The sequence below is a fragment of the Paraburkholderia sp. BR10141 genome, from assembly GCF_056155635.1.
On the sequence record NZ_JBMIQH010000007.1, the window covers coordinates 191,981 to 209,977 of the forward strand.

General features: G+C 64.9%; 16 protein-coding genes. 7 read left to right on the plus strand and 9 right to left on the minus strand.

Features of this window, described 5'->3' with window-relative positions:
* Positions 1-66: 66 nt before the first annotated feature.
* The 4 genes from coaBC to ACOJB8_RS12725 form a co-directional block, all read right to left on the minus strand.
* Positions 67-1,296, minus strand: a complete 1,230-nt coding sequence (coaBC, locus tag ACOJB8_RS12710) for a bifunctional phosphopantothenoylcysteine decarboxylase/phosphopantothenate--cysteine ligase CoaBC (protein WP_342948505.1) — start codon at positions 1,294-1,296, stop codon at positions 67-69.
* A 59-nt stretch (positions 1,297-1,355) separates the two neighbouring features.
* A complete protein-coding gene (gene lspA / locus ACOJB8_RS12715) occupies positions 1,356-1,871 on the minus strand; it encodes a signal peptidase II (protein ID WP_069262759.1) in 516 nt (171 codons plus the stop codon).
* Complete coding sequence (gene ileS / locus ACOJB8_RS12720) at positions 1,871-4,720, minus strand: isoleucine--tRNA ligase (RefSeq protein WP_475012774.1); 2,850 nt, start codon at positions 4,718-4,720, stop codon at positions 1,871-1,873. The genes lspA and ileS overlap by 1 nt, the downstream gene beginning before the upstream one ends.
* A gap of 141 nt (positions 4,721-4,861) precedes the next feature.
* Positions 4,862-5,857: a bifunctional riboflavin kinase/FAD synthetase gene (locus ACOJB8_RS12725; protein ID WP_069262757.1), complete on the minus strand. Its 996-nt coding sequence runs from the start codon at positions 5,855-5,857 to the stop codon at positions 4,862-4,864.
* A gap of 188 nt (positions 5,858-6,045) precedes the next feature.
* Between ACOJB8_RS12725 and purN the strand changes: the two genes are divergently transcribed.
* The 5 genes from purN (at position 6,046) to nadC (ending at position 11,886) form a co-directional block, all read left to right on the plus strand.
* Positions 6,046-6,705: a phosphoribosylglycinamide formyltransferase gene (gene purN, locus ACOJB8_RS12730; RefSeq protein WP_368604040.1), complete on the plus strand. Its 660-nt coding sequence runs from the start codon at positions 6,046-6,048 to the stop codon at positions 6,703-6,705.
* Positions 6,702-8,093 carry an RsmB/NOP family class I SAM-dependent RNA methyltransferase gene (locus tag ACOJB8_RS12735; RefSeq protein ID WP_406953313.1) on the plus strand — a complete coding sequence of 464 codons (1,392 nt, stop codon included), beginning with the start codon at positions 6,702-6,704 and terminating at the stop codon, positions 8,091-8,093. Before purN ends, ACOJB8_RS12735 begins: the two co-directional genes overlap by 4 nt.
* 387 nt (positions 8,094-8,480) lie before the next feature.
* Complete coding sequence (locus ACOJB8_RS12740; RefSeq protein WP_069262754.1) at positions 8,481-9,677, plus strand: DesA family fatty acid desaturase; 1,197 nt, start codon at positions 8,481-8,483, stop codon at positions 9,675-9,677.
* A gap of 178 nt (positions 9,678-9,855) precedes the next feature.
* Complete coding sequence (gene nadA, locus ACOJB8_RS12745) at positions 9,856-10,986, plus strand: quinolinate synthase NadA (protein WP_342948594.1); 1,131 nt, start codon at positions 9,856-9,858, stop codon at positions 10,984-10,986.
* Positions 10,987-11,886: a carboxylating nicotinate-nucleotide diphosphorylase gene (gene nadC / locus ACOJB8_RS12750; RefSeq protein ID WP_069262753.1), complete on the plus strand. Its 900-nt coding sequence runs from the start codon at positions 10,987-10,989 to the stop codon at positions 11,884-11,886.
* A gap of 92 nt (positions 11,887-11,978) precedes the next feature.
* Here the strand turns inward: nadC and nadB are convergent, their stop codons facing one another.
* The 4 genes from nadB to radC form a co-directional block, all read right to left on the minus strand.
* Positions 11,979-13,580 (minus strand): L-aspartate oxidase, encoded by a 1,602-nt coding sequence (gene nadB / locus ACOJB8_RS12755; protein ID WP_069262752.1) that lies wholly within the window; start codon positions 13,578-13,580, stop codon positions 11,979-11,981.
* 318 nt (positions 13,581-13,898) lie between these two features.
* Positions 13,899-14,066, minus strand: a complete 168-nt coding sequence (rpmG, locus tag ACOJB8_RS12760) for a 50S ribosomal protein L33 (protein WP_027794136.1) — start codon at positions 14,064-14,066, stop codon at positions 13,899-13,901.
* 10 nt (positions 14,067-14,076) lie between these two features.
* Positions 14,077-14,310, minus strand: coding sequence for a 50S ribosomal protein L28 (gene rpmB / locus ACOJB8_RS12765; RefSeq protein WP_027794135.1), 234 nt, complete (start codon positions 14,308-14,310; stop codon positions 14,077-14,079).
* A gap of 254 nt (positions 14,311-14,564) precedes the next feature.
* Positions 14,565-15,332 (minus strand): RadC family protein, encoded by a 768-nt coding sequence (gene radC, locus ACOJB8_RS12770; RefSeq protein ID WP_069262751.1) that lies wholly within the window; start codon positions 15,330-15,332, stop codon positions 14,565-14,567.
* Positions 15,333-15,521: 189 nt separating this feature from the next.
* Here radC and ACOJB8_RS12775 point away from each other — a divergent pair, with 189 nt between their 5' ends.
* Both ACOJB8_RS12775 and ispH read left to right on the plus strand, forming a co-directional pair.
* Positions 15,522-15,977, plus strand: a complete 456-nt coding sequence (locus ACOJB8_RS12775; protein WP_028205261.1) for an FKBP-type peptidyl-prolyl cis-trans isomerase — start codon at positions 15,522-15,524, stop codon at positions 15,975-15,977.
* Positions 15,978-15,982: 5 nt separating this feature from the next.
* Entirely contained in the window at positions 15,983-16,954 is a 972-nt protein-coding gene (gene ispH / locus ACOJB8_RS12780) for a 4-hydroxy-3-methylbut-2-enyl diphosphate reductase (protein ID WP_042271909.1), read from the plus strand.
* Positions 16,955-17,256: 302 nt separating this feature from the next.
* Here the strand turns inward: ispH and ACOJB8_RS12785 are convergent, their stop codons facing one another.
* Positions 17,257-17,655 (minus strand): hypothetical protein, encoded by a 399-nt coding sequence (locus ACOJB8_RS12785; RefSeq protein WP_342948510.1) that lies wholly within the window; start codon positions 17,653-17,655, stop codon positions 17,257-17,259.
* Between the last annotated feature and the right edge of the window lie 342 nt (positions 17,656-17,997).

The window sequence follows — 17,997 nt, forward strand, 5'->3', positions numbered from 1 at the left end:
GCAGTACTGCTCCTTGCCTGGGTTCGCGGCGCCGCACGCCGGCACGCGGGTGCGCCGGCGCGCGCGTCACGAGATGATGCTCGGGTCCGGCAGACGCCGCGCGATTTCGGCGACGAGCGTCTGCGCGAGCGCCTGCTTGGCCGCGCGCGGCAGCGGCTTACGGCCACCCGCCTCGAACAGCACGACTTCATTGTCGTCCCGACCGAAGGTGAGCGGGCCGAGATTGCCGATCAACAGCGGCACCTTCTTGCGCGCGCGCTTTTCTTCGCCATGCACGTCGAGGTCGCCGCTTTCGGCGGCGAAGCCCACGCAGTACGGCGGATTCGGCAAGGCCGCGACCGAGGCGAGGATGTCCGGGTTCTCGACGAACGTGAACGTCGGCATGCGGTGCTCGGCCGTCTTCTTGATCTTGTGTTCGGCGACGTGATCGACCCGCCAGTCGGCCACGGCCGCCACGCCGATGAAGACATCGGCGTCGGTCGCGGCGCGCATGACCGCGTCGTACATCTGCTGGGCGGTCTGCACGTCTTCGCGATACACGCCCCACGGCGTTTCCAGCGCGACCGGGCCGGCGACGAGATGCACCTCGGCGCCCGCCTGCTGTGCGGCGCGCGCGAGCGCGAAGCCCATCTTGCCGCTCGAGCGGTTGGTGATGCCGCGCACGGGATCGAGCGGCTCGAAGGTCGGGCCGGCGGTGATCAGGAGCTTGCGGCCCGCGAGCACCTTCGGCGCGAAGAACGAGACGATCGCCTCGTACACGGCCTCGGGTTCGAGCATGCGCCCGTCGCCGATCTCGCCGCACGCCTGCGGACCGGAATCGGGGCCGAGCGTTTCGATGCCGTCCGCGCGCAGTTGCGCGACGTTGCGCTGCGTGGCCGGGTTTTGCCACATCTGCCGGTTCATCGCGGGCACGACCAGCAATGGACAGTCGCGCGCCACGCACAGCGTGGAGAGCAGGTCGTCGGCGAAACCGTGGGCGAGTTTGGCGAGGAAGTCGGTCGAGGCCGGCGCGATGACGATGGCGTCCGCTTCGCGCGAGAGGTCGATGTGCGCCATGTTGTTGGGCACGCGGCCGTCCCACTGGCTCGTGTAGACGGGGCGGCCCGAGAGCGCCTGCATGGTGACCGGCGTGATGAACTGCGTGGCGGCCTCGGTCATCACGATCTGCACGGTCGCGCCGGCCTTGGTCAGCAGGCGCGTGAGCTCGGCGATCTTGTAGCAGGCGATGCCGCCCGTCATGCCGAGCACGAGGTGGCGGCCGGCCAGTTCGCCTGGGTTTGCAGCGGACGTGTTCAAGTCACAGCTCCTATGTCGACCAGAGTTGGCGCCTTAGCGCCCGACTGCAGCCCGCACGCTCAGCGCGCGCCGCGCACGCGCCGCAATTCGTCGAACACCAGCAGCGCCGCGCCAATGCAGATCGCGCTATCGGCGAGGTTGAACGCCGGCCAGTGCCAGCCGCCCACGTGGAAATCGAGAAAGTCGATCACGTGGCCGTACAGCAGGCGGTCGATCACATTGCCGAGCGCGCCGCCCATGATGAGCGCGAGCGCCGTGCAAAAGAGCTTCTGCGTAGCGTGGCGCTTGAGCAGATAGCAGATCACGAGCGCCGCCACGACGCCGAGCAGCGTGAACGCCCAGCGCTGCCAGCCGCCCGCAGCCGACAGGAAGCTGAATGCCGCGCCCTTGTTGTAGACCAGCACGAGGTTGAAGAACGGCGTGATCACGCGGCCTTCCCCGTAGCTGAACACCTTGTTGATGGCGATTTTCGTGAGCTGGTCGGCGAGGATCACGATCACCGCGACTCCTAGCCACGGCGCGAGCGTGCCGCCCGCGCCATTCGACCTGGACTGCTTCGGCAGGGTTTTTGCCATTATGCCGCGCTCCGCTTTTCACCGTCGCCGAACAGATTCGCGACGCAGCGGCCGCACAGGCCCGGATGCTCCGCGTTCGCGCCCACGTCTTCGCGGTAGTGCCAGCAGCGCTCGCACTTGAGGTACTTCGAGGTGACCACTTCGACGCCTTCCTCGGCTTCGCTATCGACCTTCACGATTTCCGCCGCCGAGGTGATCAGCACGAATTTGAGGTCGTCGCCGAGCGAGGCGAGGGCATCGTAGCGCGCGCCGCTCGCGAGAATGCGCACTTCGGCCTGCAGCGAGGAGCCGATCTGGTTCGCCACCCGCGCCTCTTCGAGCGCCTTCGTCACGTTGCCGCGCACTTCGCGCAGCAGCGTCCATTTGGCGATCAGCTCCGGCGCGCCTTCGACGTCCGGGAAGGCGTGGAAGGTTTCGGTGAAGATGGTTTCGCTTTGCGGCTGGAACACCTTCCACGCTTCTTCGGCCGTGAACGAGAGGAACGGCGCGAGGATCCGCAGCAGGCTGTGCGTGATGTGATGCAGCGCCGTTTGCGCACCGCGGCGGGCCTTCGAATCCGCCGCGCTCGTGTAGAGGCGGTCCTTCAGGACGTCGAGGTAGAAGCCGCCCAGGTCTTCCGAGCAGAACGTCTGGAGCTTGGCCACGACCGGGTGGAACTCGTAGCGGTCGTAGTGGGCGAGCACGTCGTTTTGCAACGTATGCGTGAGCGCGACGGCATAGCGGTCGATCTCGAGCCATTCGCTTGCGGGCAGCGCGTGCTTCTCGAAGTCGAAGTCCGAGAGGTTCGAGAGCAGGAAGCGCAGCGTGTTGCGAATACGGCGATAGCCTTCCGTCACGCGCTTGAGAATCTCTTCGGAGATGGCCAGTTCGCCCGAGTAGTCGGTCGAGGCGATCCACAGACGAATGATTTCCGCGCCCAGACGGTTCGCCACTTCATGCGGATCGACGCCGTTGCCGAGAGACTTCGACATCTTGCGGCCTTCGCCGTCGACGGTGAAGCCGTGCGTGAGCAGCGCGTTATAGGGCGGGCGTCCGTCGAGCATCGATGCCGTGAGCAGCGACGAGTGGAACCAGCCGCGGTGCTGGTCCGAGCCTTCCAGGTACAGGTCGGCCGGGAACTGGAGTTCATCTTTGTGCGAGCCGCGCAGCACGTGCCAGTGCGTCGTGCCCGAGTCGAACCACACGTCGAGCGTGTCGCGGTTCTTCTCGTACAGGTTGGCGTCGTCGCCGAGCAGTTCGCGCGGGTCGAGCGTCTGCCACGCTTCGATGCCTTCCTTTTCCACGCGCTGCGCGACCTGTTCGAGCAGCTCCAGCGTGCGCGGATGCAGCTCGCCGGTTTCCTTGTGCACGAAGAACGCCATCGGCACGCCCCATTGGCGCTGGCGCGAGAGCGTCCAGTCCGGGCGGTTGGCGATCATCGAATACAGGCGCTGCTTGCCCCACGAGGGGTAGAACGCCGTCGCCTCGATGCCTTCGAGCGCCGTTTCGCGCAGCGTCTTGCCGCCGTCCTTGGGCGTCACGTCCATGCCGGCGAACCATTGCGAGGTCGCGCGGTAGATGATCGGCGTCTTGTGGCGCCAGCAGTGCATGTAGCTGTGCAGGTACTTCTCGCTGCGCAGGAGCGTGCCGGCGGCGTCGAGTGCGTCGACGATCTTCGGGTTCGCGGCCCAGATCGAGAGGCCGCCGAACAGCGGCAGCGATTCGATGTAGCGGCCGTCGCCCATCACCGGGCTGATGATGTCGGAATCCGCCATGCCGTGCGCCTTGCACGACACGAAGTCTTCCACGCCGTAAGCGGGCGCAGAGTGCACGATGCCCGTGCCGGTGTCGGTCGTGACGTAGTCGCCGAGGTAGATCGGCGAGGTGCGCTTGTAGGCCGGATGCGCCGAGGCGAGCGGGTGATTGAAGCGCAGCAGCGAGAGCTTCTCGCCCTTCGTCGTGGCGACGATCTTGCCCTCGAGCCCGAACTCCTTCATGCACGCTTCCACGCGCTCGACGGCGAGGATCAGCAGGCCGCGCTGTGTGTCCACGAGCGCGTAGTCGATTTCCGGATGCACGTTCAGCGCCTGGTTCGACGGAATCGTCCAGGGCGTGGTGGTCCAGATCACGATGCCGCCTTCCTCGCGCGGCAGCGCAGGCAGGCCGAACGCGGCCGCCGTTTCGGCGGGTTGCGCGAACGTGAACAGCACGTCGATGGTCGGGTCGGTCTTGTCCTTGTACTCGACTTCGGCCTCGGCGAGCGCCGAGCCGCAGTCGAAGCACCAGTTCACGGGCTTCAGGCCCCGGAACACATAACCCTTCTCGATGATCTTCGCGAGTGCGCGGATCTCGCCGGCCTCGTTCGCGAAGTTCATCGTCTTGTACGGGTTGTTCCAGTCGCCGAGCACGCCCAGGCGCTTGAAGCCCTTCTTTTGCGTCTCGATCTGGCCGGCCGCGTACTCGCGCGCCTTCTGCATCACTTCCTGGGCGGGCAGCGACTTGCCGAACTGCTTTTCGATCTGGATTTCGATCGGCATGCCGTGGCAGTCCCAGCCCGGCACGTAGACCGCGTCGAAGCCCGCGAGATTGCGCGCCTTGACGATCATGTCCTTGAGGATCTTGTTCACCGCGTGGCCGAGGTGGATGTCGCCGTTCGCATACGGCGGGCCGTCGTGCAGGATGAACTTCTTGCGGCCCTTCGAAGCCGCGCGGATCTTCTCGTAGACCTGGTTCTCTTCCCATTCCTTGACCCATTGCGGTTCGCGCCTGGGCAGGTCGCCGCGCATCGGGAACGGGGTGTCGAGCAGGTTGACGGGGTACTTCGATTCGGACTTCTGCGGCTTGCCGGAGGATGCTTTCTTGTCGCTCATGGTGAGATCACGTGGAATTCGGGGGATGCATGGCGTCAGCGTTGCGGCCGATGCCGCGCAACCGTCGCCTCGGGCGCTGCATGCCGTGCTGTGGGCACGCGGCGCCTGGGGGCGGGGCAGCCCGCGCATGCGGGCCGCAGGTCACCTAATTCGGTCGGTGGCCGAGGTGGCGAAGCCGGTGGAGGCGCCGCCGGCCACGTCTGCGCCCACGGCGGCGAACCACGCGCGGGTGTTCGCCACGTCGCGAGCGATCGCAGCGGTGAGCGTTTCGAGGTCGGGAAACTTCTCCTCGTCACGCAGCTTCTTGAGAAACTCGACGCGCACGAGCTTGCCGTAGGCGTCGCCGTGCCAGTCGAGCAGATGCACTTCGAGCAGCACGCGGCCCGAGTCGTCCACGGTCGGGCGCAGGCCGAGGCTCGCGACGCCGGGCAGCGGATGATCGGCAATGCCATGCACCATCACGACGAAAATGCCCTTGAGCGCCGGCCGCTTGTGGCCGATCAGCAGGTTCATCGTGGGGAAGCCCAGGTCGCGCCCGAGCTTCAGGCCGTGCGTGACGTGTGCGCTGATGTGATAGCCGCGGCCAAGCGAAGCGCGCGCGGCGTCGAGGTCGCCCGCGTTCAGTTGCGCGCGCACCGCAGAGCTGGAAATGCGCACGCCCGAAGGGTCGGCCACGGTCGCCATCTGCTCGACTTCGAAGCCGTGATGCGCGCCCGCGGCCCGCAGCGAAGCGAAGTCGCCCGCGCGCTTCGCGCCGTAGCGGAAGTCGTCGCCGATCATCATCCAGCGCGCGTGCAGCCCGCCCACGATGATGCGCTCGACGAACGCCTCGGGCGACTGGCTCGCGAACGTGTGGTTGAAATGCTCGACCACGACGCGGTCCACGCCGTTCTCGCGCAGCGCTTCGAGCTTGTCGCGCAACATGGCGATGCGCGGCGGGGCGCTGGCCGGGTTGAAGAATTCGCGCGGATGCGGCTCGAAGGTCATCACGCAGACGGGCAGGCCGCGCGCGTCGGCTGCCGCGCGCACGCGCGCGAGCAATGCCTGATGCCCGCGGTGGACACCGTCGAAATTGCCGATGGTCAGCGCGCAGGGCGCGCGGCTTTCGGCATTGGGAAGACCGCGGAAGACTCTCACGATAGCGGAACCTGGTGGAACCTCGAAAAGCGCGCTGGCGCAGCACGCGTGCTAATGATCGACTGCTGACCGGGTGACTGGCCACTCGCGGCCCAAGGACCGCGACGAAACAGAAGATTATAAACGCACGAGGCGACGATCGCCGCCGCACGAGCGTTGAGCCGGCCCCCCGATGATAAAATCCGCGGATGAAAAATCTCGTCATCCTGATTTCGGGGCGGGGCAGCAACATGGAAGCCATCGTGCGCGCTTGCGCGCAGGAAGCTTGGGGCGCGCGTATCGCCGCCGTGATTGCCAACCGTCCTGACGCTGCGGGCCTCGCGTTCGCGGCTTCGAACGGCATTGCCACGGCGGTCGTCGATCACCGCCAGTTTCCCGATCGCGCCAGCTTCGACACGGCGCTCGCTCAAGTCATCGACGGCTACGCGCCGGACCTCGTCGTGCTGGCGGGCTTCATGCGCGTGCTGACCGAATCGTTCGTCGGCCATTATGCGGGTCGGATGCTCAATATCCATCCCTCGCTGCTGCCGATGTTTCCGGGCCTCAAGACGCACCAGCAGGCGCTCGACGCCGGCTGCCGCGTGCACGGCGCGACGGTGCATTTCGTCACGCCTACGCTCGATCATGGTCCGATCGTCGCACAGTCGGTAATTCCGGTGCGCGCGGGAGACGACGCCGCGGCACTCGCCGCGCGCGTGCTCAGGACCGAACATTTGATGTACCCGCGCGCGGTGCGCTGGTTCGTCGAAGGGCGCCTCGCGCTCGACGGCGAACGCGTGACGCTCACGCCGGCCGAGCCACAGTGGCTCTTCTTTGACGACTCGCAAGCCGCCGGGGAGGGCGCATGAGACTGCATGGATTTCTGATTGGACAGACCGAAACGTTGCTCGCCGACGTCCTCAAATTTACGGGCCCGGCCGACGCCGTGACGAGCCGCTTCTTCCGCGAGCATCCGAAGCTCGGCCACGCCGAGCGCGGTGTGATCGCCGAAGCCGTGTTCGCGGTGCTGCGCCGGCGCATGGAGTTCGCGCACCTGGCCGAAAGCGGCACGGGCAGCCCGACGCGCCGCCTCACGCTGCTCGGCCTCATGGCGACGGCGGGCCGCTCGGCGATCCGGCCCTTCGTATCGGACGCCGAGGCGACCTGGCTCGAGCACGTCGCGAAGATCGACCCGGCGAGCTTGCCGCTGCGCGTGCAGCTGAATCTGCCGGAGTGGATCATGAAGGCGCTGGAAACGCGCTTTGAGCCCACCGAACTCGCGCAACTGGCCGCCGCGCTCAACTATCCGGCGCCGCTCGATCTGCGGGCCAATCCCATCAAGGCGAGTCGCGAGGAGCTGATCCGCGCGCTGTCCGAGTCGGGCATCGAAGGCGGGGAAACGCCGTTCGCGCCGTTCGGCGTGCGCGTGACGGGCAAGCCCGCGCTCGCGAAACTCGACACGTTCAAGAACGGCTGGTTCGAGGTGCAGGACGAGGGCAGCCAGCTGCTGTGCACGCTGCTGGCGCCGCGCCGCGGCGAGATGGTCGTGGACTTCTGCGCGGGCGCGGGCGGCAAGACGCTGGCGCTCGGCGCGATGATGCGCTCGACCGGCCGTCTCTACGCCTTCGACGTGTCCGACCGGCGCCTCGCCAAGCTCAAGCCGCGCCTCGCGCGCAGCGGCCTGTCGAACGTCAATCCCGTGCTGATCGACAGCGAGCACGACGCCAAGATCAAGCGGCTGATCGGCAAGATCGACCGCGTGCTCGTGGATGCCCCGTGCTCGGGCCTCGGCACGCTGCGCCGCAACCCCGACCTCAAGTGGCGCCAGTCGCCGGAGTCGATCGCCGAACTCGCGCCCAAGCAGCTTTCGATTCTCACGAGCGCGGCGCGCCTGCTCAAGCGTGGCGGCCGTCTCGTCTACGCGACCTGCAGCATTCTCGAAGCCGAGAACGAAGCGGTCGTGAAGCAGTTCCTCGAGGCGCACCCCGAGTTCGTGCTGGTGAGTGCGCGCGACGTGTTGGCCGAGCAGCGTGTGGGCCTCGATACCGGCGACTACCTCTCGTTGTGGCCGCACCGCCACGCCACCGACGGCTTCTTTGCCGCCGTGCTGGAGCGTCGCGGCGAAGCGAAGCCGAAGACCAGGGCCGCCGGCGCGCAGACCACGCCTGAAGAAGCCGCCGCGGAACAAGAGGCGTCCGACGCGATCGCGAAGGCGCAGGAAAGCGAAGCGGCCGAGCCGGACGCCGCGCTGGAGTAAGCGGCGCAGGTACGACGTTTGCGGGACCGTCCGGCGGGAGAAGCCGGATGGTCCGCGACACTCGCGCTGGCCGGCTGCATCGAATAAGCAGGCGATGCCGTGCAGCTCGAACTAGCATTCTCAGTAGAGCGCGCGACACATGGGATCGCGGTGAAAGATTAGATGGGGTCAGATATCATGGAAAGTGCTAGTTGAGGTGCGGCAAAGCGCCTCGAAACGCACTTCAGACGTTGACGCCGTAACCAATAAAGAAAAAAATCTCCCTTTGTTACAAACACTTGGAACGGTTCTAGTAGAATGCCGTCCAACCGCATCTAGTCGCTTTCACTTTCTTGACACCGGCGCCTGGCCGAAAGGCCGACGCGCTTCGCTTCACAGGTAAATGCCTTGTTGAACTCCCTGCTTGATTTCCTCGCCCACGGGGTGCTCCATTTCTCGTGGTGGCAGATCGTGCTGTTCGCGGCGGTGGTCACCCACATCACGATCATCGGCGTGACGGTGTACCTGCACCGCTGCCAGGCGCACCGCGCGCTGGATCTGCACCCCATCGCGAGCCACTTCTTCCGCTTCTGGCTGTGGATGACCACGGGCATGCTCACGGGCCAGTGGGCCGCAATCCATCGCAAGCACCACGCCAAGTGCGAAACGGAAGAAGATCCGCACAGCCCGCAAACGCGCGGCATCTGGAAGGTACTGCTCGAAGGCGCCGAACTATATCGCGCCGAAGCGAAAAACGAAGAAACGCTGCGCCGCTTCAGCCACGGTACGCCCAACGACTGGATGGAGCGCAACGTCTACACGCGCTACCCCATTCTCGGCGTGAGCATCATGATGGTGATCGACGTCGCGCTGTTCGGCGCGGTCGGCCTCACCGTGTGGGCCGTGCAGATGGCGTGGATTCCGTTCTGGGCCGCGGGTGTCGTGAATGGCCTCGGCCACTTCTGGGGCTACCGGAACTTCAATTCGTCCGACGCGAGCACGAACCTTCTGCCGTTCGGCATCATCATCGGCGGCGAGGAGCTGCACAACAACCACCACACGTTCGCGACTTCCGCGAAGCTGTCGAACAAGTGGTACGAGTTCGACATCGGCTGGATGTACATCCGCATGATGCAGGCCGTTGGTCTTGCCAAGGTGAAGAAGGTCGCGCCTACCCCGCGTCTCGCCAAGGGCAAGCTCGTGGCCGATCACGAAACGCTGCAGGCCGTGCTCTCGAACCGCTATGAAGTCATGGCGAGCTACGCGAAGGCCGTGAAGCAGGCCTATCGCCAGGAACTGGCGCACCTGAAGGAAGTGGGCGAACGCGAGAAGTACAAGGTCATGCGCGGCGCGCGCAAGTGGTTCGACAAGGAAGAAGCCAGCCTGAACGAACCGCAAAAGCGCCAGCTGCCGCAAATCTTCGCGAACAGCCAGAAGCTGCGCACGTTCATCGAACTGCGCAACGAACTCGCGGCAATCTGGGAGCGTTCGAGCGCCTCGCGCGAACAACTGCTCACGCAGCTTCAGGATTGGTGCCATCGCGCTGAACAAAGCGGTATCAAGGCGCTGCAGGAATTCGCTTCGCGCCTGCGCCGTTACGCCTGATCATCGGCTCGATCGTCCCGAGCGGATTTCGGCCCCTCAGTGGGGCGCAGGAAAATCCTTTAGAATGACGAGACGTCACAAAACCCCGCGCTGGCGGGGTTTTTCTTTTTGGGCCGCAAAAAAAGCCGGAGTCCCCACAATGGCTTCATGGCGCGGCGATCGGTAGGGGCAGGAGATGATGAGTCAGGCGATCAGGAAGGTCGAATATGACCGGCCGCAGGGTGCCGTCTGCAGCGTTGGACAGGCTTGGGCGCGTGTGCCCGATGCGCCGTCCGCGGCAGAGCGCGTTGCGTTGAAGGAGCGGATTCGCGCATTGCTCAAGCGCGAGAAGGCAGTGCTTGTCGCGCACTATTATGTGGATCCTGAGTTGCAGGAGCTCGCGGACGAAACCGGTGGCTGTGTGGCCGATTCGCTCGAGATGGCGCGTTTCGGCCGCGACCACGAGGCGCAGACGCTCGTCGTGGCCGGCGTGCGCTTCATGGGCGAGACCGCGAAGATTCTGAGTCCGAACAAGCGGATTCTCATGCCCGACCTCGACGCGACCTGCTCGCTCGACCTCGGCTGCCCCATCGACGAATTCTCGGCGTTCTGCGACGAGCATCCGGACCGCACCGTGGTCGTCTATGCGAATACGAGCGCGGCCGTGAAGGCGCGCGCGGACTGGATGGTCACGTCGTCCATCGGTCTCGAGATCGTCGCCGACCTGCACGCGAAGGGCGAAAAGATTCTGTGGGCGCCGGACCGGCACCTGGGCAGCTACATCCAGAAGAAGACCGGCGCCGACATGCTGCTGTGGCAAGGCTCCTGCCTCGTGCACGACGAGTTCAAGGGCATCGAGCTCGATCTGCTGCGCGCCGAATATCCGGACGCCAGGATTCTGGTCCACCCCGAATCGCCCGAGAGCGTGGTTGCGCTCGCGGACGTGGTCGGCTCGACCACGCAGCTGATCGACGCGGCCGTGAAGCTCGACGCGCAACGCTTCATCGTCGCGACCGATCTCGGCATTCTGCACAAGATGCGCCTCGCGGCGCCGGGCAAGACCTTCATCGAAGCGCCCACGGCCGGCAACAGCGCCACCTGCAAGAGCTGCGCGCATTGCCCGTGGATGGCCATGAACGGTCTGACGAATCTCGTGGACGTGCTGGAGCGCGGTCACAACGAGATCCACGTCGACAGCGCGATCGGTGAGCGCGCGCGTCTGCCGATCGATCGCATGCTGGCGTTCGCGGCCGAGCACAAGCGCCGCGTGCAGGCAAGCGGCGACCTCGCGCGCGACACCGCGCTGTTCTCGCAAGTGGGGGCGGCGTAAATGGGCGCACTCGAATTGCTCGCAGTCGATGCCGTTTCGCCCGTGCTCGATGAAGTGCGCTCGCAGTACGGCGCGGCGTTCGACGCCGCGATTGCACGCAACGTGGCCGACGCGCTCGCAGAAGACGTGGGCCCCGGCGACCAGACCGGCCGCCTCGTGCCCGCCGACGAAATGCGCGACGCGCGCATCATCGTGCGCGAAGAAGCGGTGCTATGCGGCGTGCTCTGGTTCGACGGCGTGGTGAAGCAGGTCGATCCGCGCATCGAAGTCCGTTGGCACTATCGCGAAGGCGAGCGCATGGCCGCCGATACGACCGTCTGCTCGCTGCGCGGTCCGGCGCGCTCGCTGCTCACGGCCGAGCGCAACGCAATGAACTTCCTGCAGCTGCTTTCGGGCGTGGCTAGCGTGACGCGCCGCTACGTCGAGATGATCGCGCACACCCGCACGCGCATTCTGGACACGCGCAAGACGATGCCCGGCCTGCGCCTCGCGCAGAAGTACGCAGTGCGCGTGGGCGGTGGCGTCAACCAGCGTCTCGCGCTTTACGACGGCATCTTGATCAAGGAAAACCACATTGCTGCGGCAGGTGGCGTGGGCGCGGCGATGGACGCCGCGCTCGCGCTCGATGCGGGCGTGCCGATCCAGATCGAAGTGGAGACGCTCGAACAGCTCGACACGGCGCTCGCGCACGGCGCGAAGTCGGTGCTGCTCGACAACTTCTCGTCCGACATGATGCGCGACGCGGTGAAGCTCACGGCGGGGCGTGCGGTGCTCGAAGTCTCGGGCGGCGTGAGTTTCGACACGGTGCGCGCGATCGCGGAAACGGGCGTGGACCGCGTATCGATTGGCGCGCTCACGAAGGACGTGCGCGCGACGGACTTTTCGATGCGTATTGTCTGAAGCCGCGAGTTCGCTGAGCGGAACCAGAAGGAAAAAGGCCGCCTCGCGGTGAGGCGGCCTTTGTTTTTTGCGGCGCTTTCAGTTCGCTCGACTCATGAAACCGTGCGATTGCGTACGCGCTCCGGCGCGAGCACGGTCGGCAGCGCCTTGGGCAGCGAGTTCGGCCAGTCGCGGCTGTAGTGCAGGCCACGGCTCTCGCGGCGCGAGCGCGCACTTTCCACGATCAGCGAAGCGACTTCGACGAGGTTGCGCAATTCCAGCAGGTCGCGCGTGACGCGGAAATTCGCGTAGTACTCGAGAATTTCGTCGCGCAGCAGGGCGAGGCGATGTTGCGCGCGCTCGAGCCGCTTGTCGGTGCGCACGATGCCGACGTAGTTCCACATCAGCCGGCGCAGCTCGTCCCAGTTGTGGGCGACGACCACTTCCTCGTCGGAATCGGAGACGCGGCTTTCGTCCCAGTCGGGCAGCGGCGCATGCGCCCCCGCGCTGAAGCCTTCCGCCTCGATCGCCTCGGCTGCCGAGCGGCCGATCACGAGGCACTCGAGCAGCGAGTTGCTTGCGAGGCGGTTCGCGCCGTGCAGGCCCGTGTACGAGGTCTCGCCCACGGCGTAGAGGCCCGCGAGGTCGGTGCGCCCAGCCAGGTCGGTGACGACGCCGCCGCAGGTGTAGTGCGCGGCGGGTACCACGGGAATCGGCGCCTTCGTGATGTCGATGCCGAACTCGCGGCAGCGCGCGAGGATGGTCGGGAAATGCTCCTCGAGAAACGCCGGCGGCTGATGGCTGATGTCGAGATGCACGCAGTCGATGCCGTGTTTCTTGATCTCGAAGTCGATCGCGCGGGCGACGATGTCACGCGGGGCCAGTTCGGCGCGCGCGTCGTGCGAGGGCATGAAGCGGGTGCCGTCGGGCAGGCGTAGCACGCCGCCTTCGCCGCGCACGGCTTCCGAAATCAGGAACGACTTGGCGTGCGGGTGGAACAGGCAGGTGGGGTGGAACTGGATGAACTCCATGTTCGCCACCCGGCAGCCGGCGCGCCACGCCATGGCGATACCGTCGCCGGTGGCCGTGTCGGGGTTCGTCGTGTACAGGTAGACCTTGCCGGCGCCGCCCGTGGCGAGCACCGTGTGCGGCGCCTGGATCGTCACCGTGCGGTCATTCTTCAGATCGAGCGCATAGAGGCCGTGACAACGACGGCCAGGCAGGCCCAGCCGGTCGGACGTGATGACGTCGATCGCCTGATGGTCTTCGAGGATCGTGATGTTCGGGTGCGAGCGCGCACGCTCGAGCAGCGTTTGCACGACTGCGTGGCCGGTGGCGTCGGCGGCGTGGATGATGCGGCGATGGCTGTGGCCGCCTTCGCGCGTGAGGTGAAAGCCGAGTTCGGCGGCGGCGTCCTTCGTGAACGGGACGTCCTGGGCGATCAGCCATTCGATGGCCTCGCGGCCATGCTCGACGATGTAGCGCGTGGCTGCCTCGTCGCACAAGCCGCCGCCGGCGACGAGCGTATCGTCCACGTGGTTCTCCACGCTGTCGGCCGAATCGAGCACGGCGGCAATGCCGCCTTGCGCGCGGTCGCTCGCGCCTTCGGTCATCGCGCGCTTGGCGATGATCACGACGCGGCGCGAACCGGCGAGATTCAGCGCGACGCTCAGTCCTGCGAGGCCGCTGCCGACGATCGCTACATCGAAATTCATGATCCTGCTTCTCCGTCTCTCTTGTTCTGCGCTTTCCGGCCGCCGCATTTGCCGCGGGGCTGCGCTGTCATGGCCGCTGTCATGCCCGCTGTGATGCCCGCTGTGATGCCCGCTGTGATGCCATATGACACGCGTGTGGCAGCCGGTATAAAGCGGGAAGCATACTCCGAGAGAGGAGCGAACGGATAGCGCCAGTTTGGGCGCTGCCGTTAAAACACCGTTGCCGGGCGCGAACCGAGGCGGGGCGGGCGAGCCAAAAGAAAAACCCCGCTAAAAAGCGGGGTTTTTCTGTCTTCGTCAGGCTCGAAACCCGATCAATTACTTGATCTTGGTTTCCTTGTACTCGACGTGCTTGCGAACAACCGGGTCGAACTTCTTGATCGACATTTTTTCCGGCATGTTGCGCTTGTTCTTCGTGGTCGTGTAGAAGTGACCCGTACCTGCGGTCGATTCCAGCTTGATCTTGTCGCGGACGCCCTTGGCCATGATTTACTCCTTACAGTTCGCCGCGTGCACGCAGGTCTGCGAGCACGGAATCGATGCCGTTCTTGTCGATCAGGCGCAGGCCTGCGTTCGAGATGCGCAGACGCACCCAACGGTTTTCGCTTTCAACCCAGAAACGGCGGTTTTGCAGATTCGGGAGGAAACGGCGCTTGGTTTTGTTGTTAGCGTGGGAAACGTTGTTGCCGCTCATCGGCGCTTTCCCAGTGACTTGGCATACACGTGCCATGAGACACTCCTACGGAAATTCTGAGTTCGAGAGCCGCTTAGGTTTCCCAGGCGAGAAATGGCCGGAATAAGAGCGCGCTCACGTATGGATGAGAGACAACCTCGAACCCAGGCCATATTTCCCCTGGAACGCCTCGATGGGCTTCGGAACAGGGTTGGAAATAGGCAAACCACAATTCTAGCAGAAAAAAGCCTGGGAAATCAAACCCGATTTGCACAATTGTTGTGTGCCGCCGCGTCTGGCGCTGTGTCGCCTCAGCTCCAGCCATGGCGCGCGAAGGAAAACGTGTCCCGGGTGCCGATGACCAGGTGATCGATGAGTTGAACCTCCACGAGTGCCAGCGTCTCGCGCAATACCCGTGTGAGGCGCCGGTCGCTCGCGCTCGGCTGTACCGCGCCCGAAGGGTGATTATGGGCGACGATCAGGCTCGCGGCATTGAGCGTCAGCGCGCGCCGCACGATTTCACGCGGGTACACCGCCATGCGAGTGAGTGATCCGCGCGAACTTTCCTCCAGGCGGATCAGCCGATGGCGCGCATCCAGGAAGAGGCAAACGAACACCTCGTGCGGCCGCCCGCCGATCAGCAGGCGCAAGTAGTCTTCGACCGCACCGGGTGAGTCGACGAGCGGTTTGTCGTCGAGCGCTTGCGCAAGCGCCCGGCGAGCGAGTTCCGTCACCGCTTGCAGCATCGCGGCTTTTGCGGGCCCGATGCCGCGCAGGGCCTCGAATTCTTCTGGCGGCGCATCGAGCATGGCGCGCAGCGAGCCGAATTGGGCCAGCAGCGTGCGGGCGACTTCGAAGACATCGTGGCCCGGCAAGCCGAAGCCGAGCAGAATCGCGAGCAGCTCTACGTCCGAAAGCGCGCTGGCGCCGGCCGTGCGCAGTCGCTCGCGAGGCATGTCGCGGCGTGGCGCCGCAGGCGCCGCGCTCTCGGGGCTCGAAACCGCAGGCGCTGCCGGCGCGGGGAGGGCGCCGCCGACGGCATCGGGCGCCGTGTCCAGGATGCAGGCGCGTTCCGTCATGGCATTCTCCACAGACAAATAAGGCATGCCCGGCGCGCGCGAGCGCGAGCGTTGGCAGTGCACAATCGTGCCGCGACCGCCTCGGCCAAGTGGCTTACAATAGATGCTTTCCTGCCGCCCGAGGCAGGCCGGACCGGCGCCCTGCGGCGCGCACGCGCGAAGCGCGCGTTACGACGAAATGAGTTACGCATGAGCATCATCGACATCTCCGAAGTGAAATCCGGTTCCCACGTGACGCTGAATTACCGGCTTTCACTCGCCGATGGCACCGAAATCGTCAATACCTTTGTCGACCGTCCCGCCACCTTGCTGATGGGCGCCGGCCAGCTTGCGCCGCCGCTGGAAGAGATTTTGCAGGGCCTGAAGGTGGGTCACCACTCGACCTTTCAGCTAGAACCCGGCGTCGCATTCGGCCAGCGCAACCCCGACCTGATCCAGCGCGTTTCGCTCAAGACCCTGCGCGAGAACGGCATGATCGGCGAGGAATTCAGCCCGGGCGACCTGATCGAATTCAATGCCCCGAACGGCGGGCGCTACGCGGGTGTGCTCAAGGAAGTGAACGAGACCTCCGCCCTGTTCGATTTCAACCACCCGCTCGCAGGCCAGGCGGTTGCGTTCGAAGTGCAAATCATCGGAATCCTTTAAAGCCCATGACCAACACGGACACGTCCCTCATCGCAGAACTGGCCGACGCGGAAATCCTGCTCGCCCAGCCGCGCGGCTTCTGCGCCGGCGTCGATCGGGCCATCGAGATCGTCGAGCGCGCCATCCAGCTCCACGGCGCACCGATCTACGTGCGTCACGAGATCGTTCACAACGCCTATGTCGTCGAAGACCTGCGCAAGAAGGGGGCGATCTTCATCGAGCAGCTCGAAGAGGTCCCGTCCGGCAACACGGTGATCTTTAGCGCGCACGGCGTCTCCAAGTCGGTGCGCGCCGACGCCGAGGCGCGCGGCCTGCGCGTCTACGACGCGACCTGCCCGCTCGTCACGAAGGTGCACGTGGAAGTCGCGAAGATGCGCGACGAAGGGCTCGACATCGTCATGATCGGGCACAAGGGCCATCCGGAAGTGGAAGGCACCATGGGGCAGGTGGCCGAGGGCATGTATCTCGTCGAAGACATTGCCGATGTCGAGGCGCTCAAGCTGCGCGACCCGCAGCGTGTGGCATTCGTCACGCAAACCACGCTCTCGGTGGACGACGCCGCGGAAATCATCGCGGCGCTCAAGGCGCGCTTTCCCGCCATTCGCGAGCCGAAGAAGCAGGACATCTGCTACGCCACGCAGAATCGCCAGGACGCCGTCAAGTTCATGGCGCCGCAGTGCGACGTCGTGATCGTGGTGGGCAGCCCGAACAGCTCCAATTCGAACCGGTTGCGCGAAGTGGCCGAGAAACGCGGCATTCCTGCCTATATGGTGGATGCGCCCGAGCAGATCGACCCCCAGTGGCTCGCCGGCAAGCGCCGGATCGGCCTGACGGCCGGAGCGTCGGCTCCCGAGGCGCTCGCGCAGGAAATCATTCGCCGCCTGCACGAACTTGGTGCGCGCAACGTGCGTGCGCTCGAAGGCATCGAGGAGAACATTGCATTCCCGTTGCCGCGCGGACTCGGTCAACCCGTCTGACGCCTGCCGCACTCCGCACGAACGCGCCCATGTGGCGCGTTTTTTTATGCCCGCGACACATACTGCGCGCGAACAATAAGGGTCGTATGATGGGGAAAGGCAGGTTAACCTCACATTCGGCGGGTGTTCTTATCAGTGTTTTCTCTAGAGTACGGGACCGAATTACGTGGTGTGACCCCATAATATAGGGGGCAATTGACATGCTTTCGATACGAATGCACCGCGCCGGGGCGGCATTATTATGCTCTCCCTTAAATACCCTTCATTTGATCCAATGCCCGCGCGACAAGGCATTGCGGCCATTATCTGCAACACATGATGCGAAGCGCGTCGATTTTTGGTGCAACTGGTGCACGAAAATGCGGCGCAACCTGTGGTGCAACCCACCCCATGCGGTTATCTAAAAATATGGTTGCAATGCAGGAAAACCCTGCCGGTTCAACAATATTGCCCGTCGCATAATTGGCGTTACAATGCGCGCGTTCTGAAGGCTGGACATTCCATGCGAAGGCCATCAGACAAGCATTTCGGAAGGCGCAGGAGACCTGATTAATGCAATTCAAGTCGGCTTTTGCCGCGTCATCGGCAAATGCGGTTGCGCCGCGCAATGCGTGGCTTAGCCGCAATGTCGAGACGGGCACGAGCACAACATCGATCATTTCTGGCATGCAGATTGCTTTTGCATGCAGCGGCGTTGTCATGCCGGTTCGCCGCCTGGGTGCGACGGGTCTCGCAGCCGAGATCCCGCAGTGCGCGGGCGGCCGGGGAGTGGGAGTCATGGCGTTTGACGCATTCGCGTTTGCCGGCCGCAAGGCTCGCCGCGAATACGCCAACGTGAATATGACGCGTAGTTGATTGAACCCGACGGCACCGAACCATCCGACGGTGCCGTTTTTGCATCCGCTTTTGGCGAGCCTGCCGCTGCAACACAGCGGCAACGCGAACCGGGGCGGCCAACCGTTACCGGTTTTTACTTCAATACCCGAAAGTGTCGTTGCGGTTCCGTAAAACATCGCCCACCGGCCGATGACGAGCGCGAATCC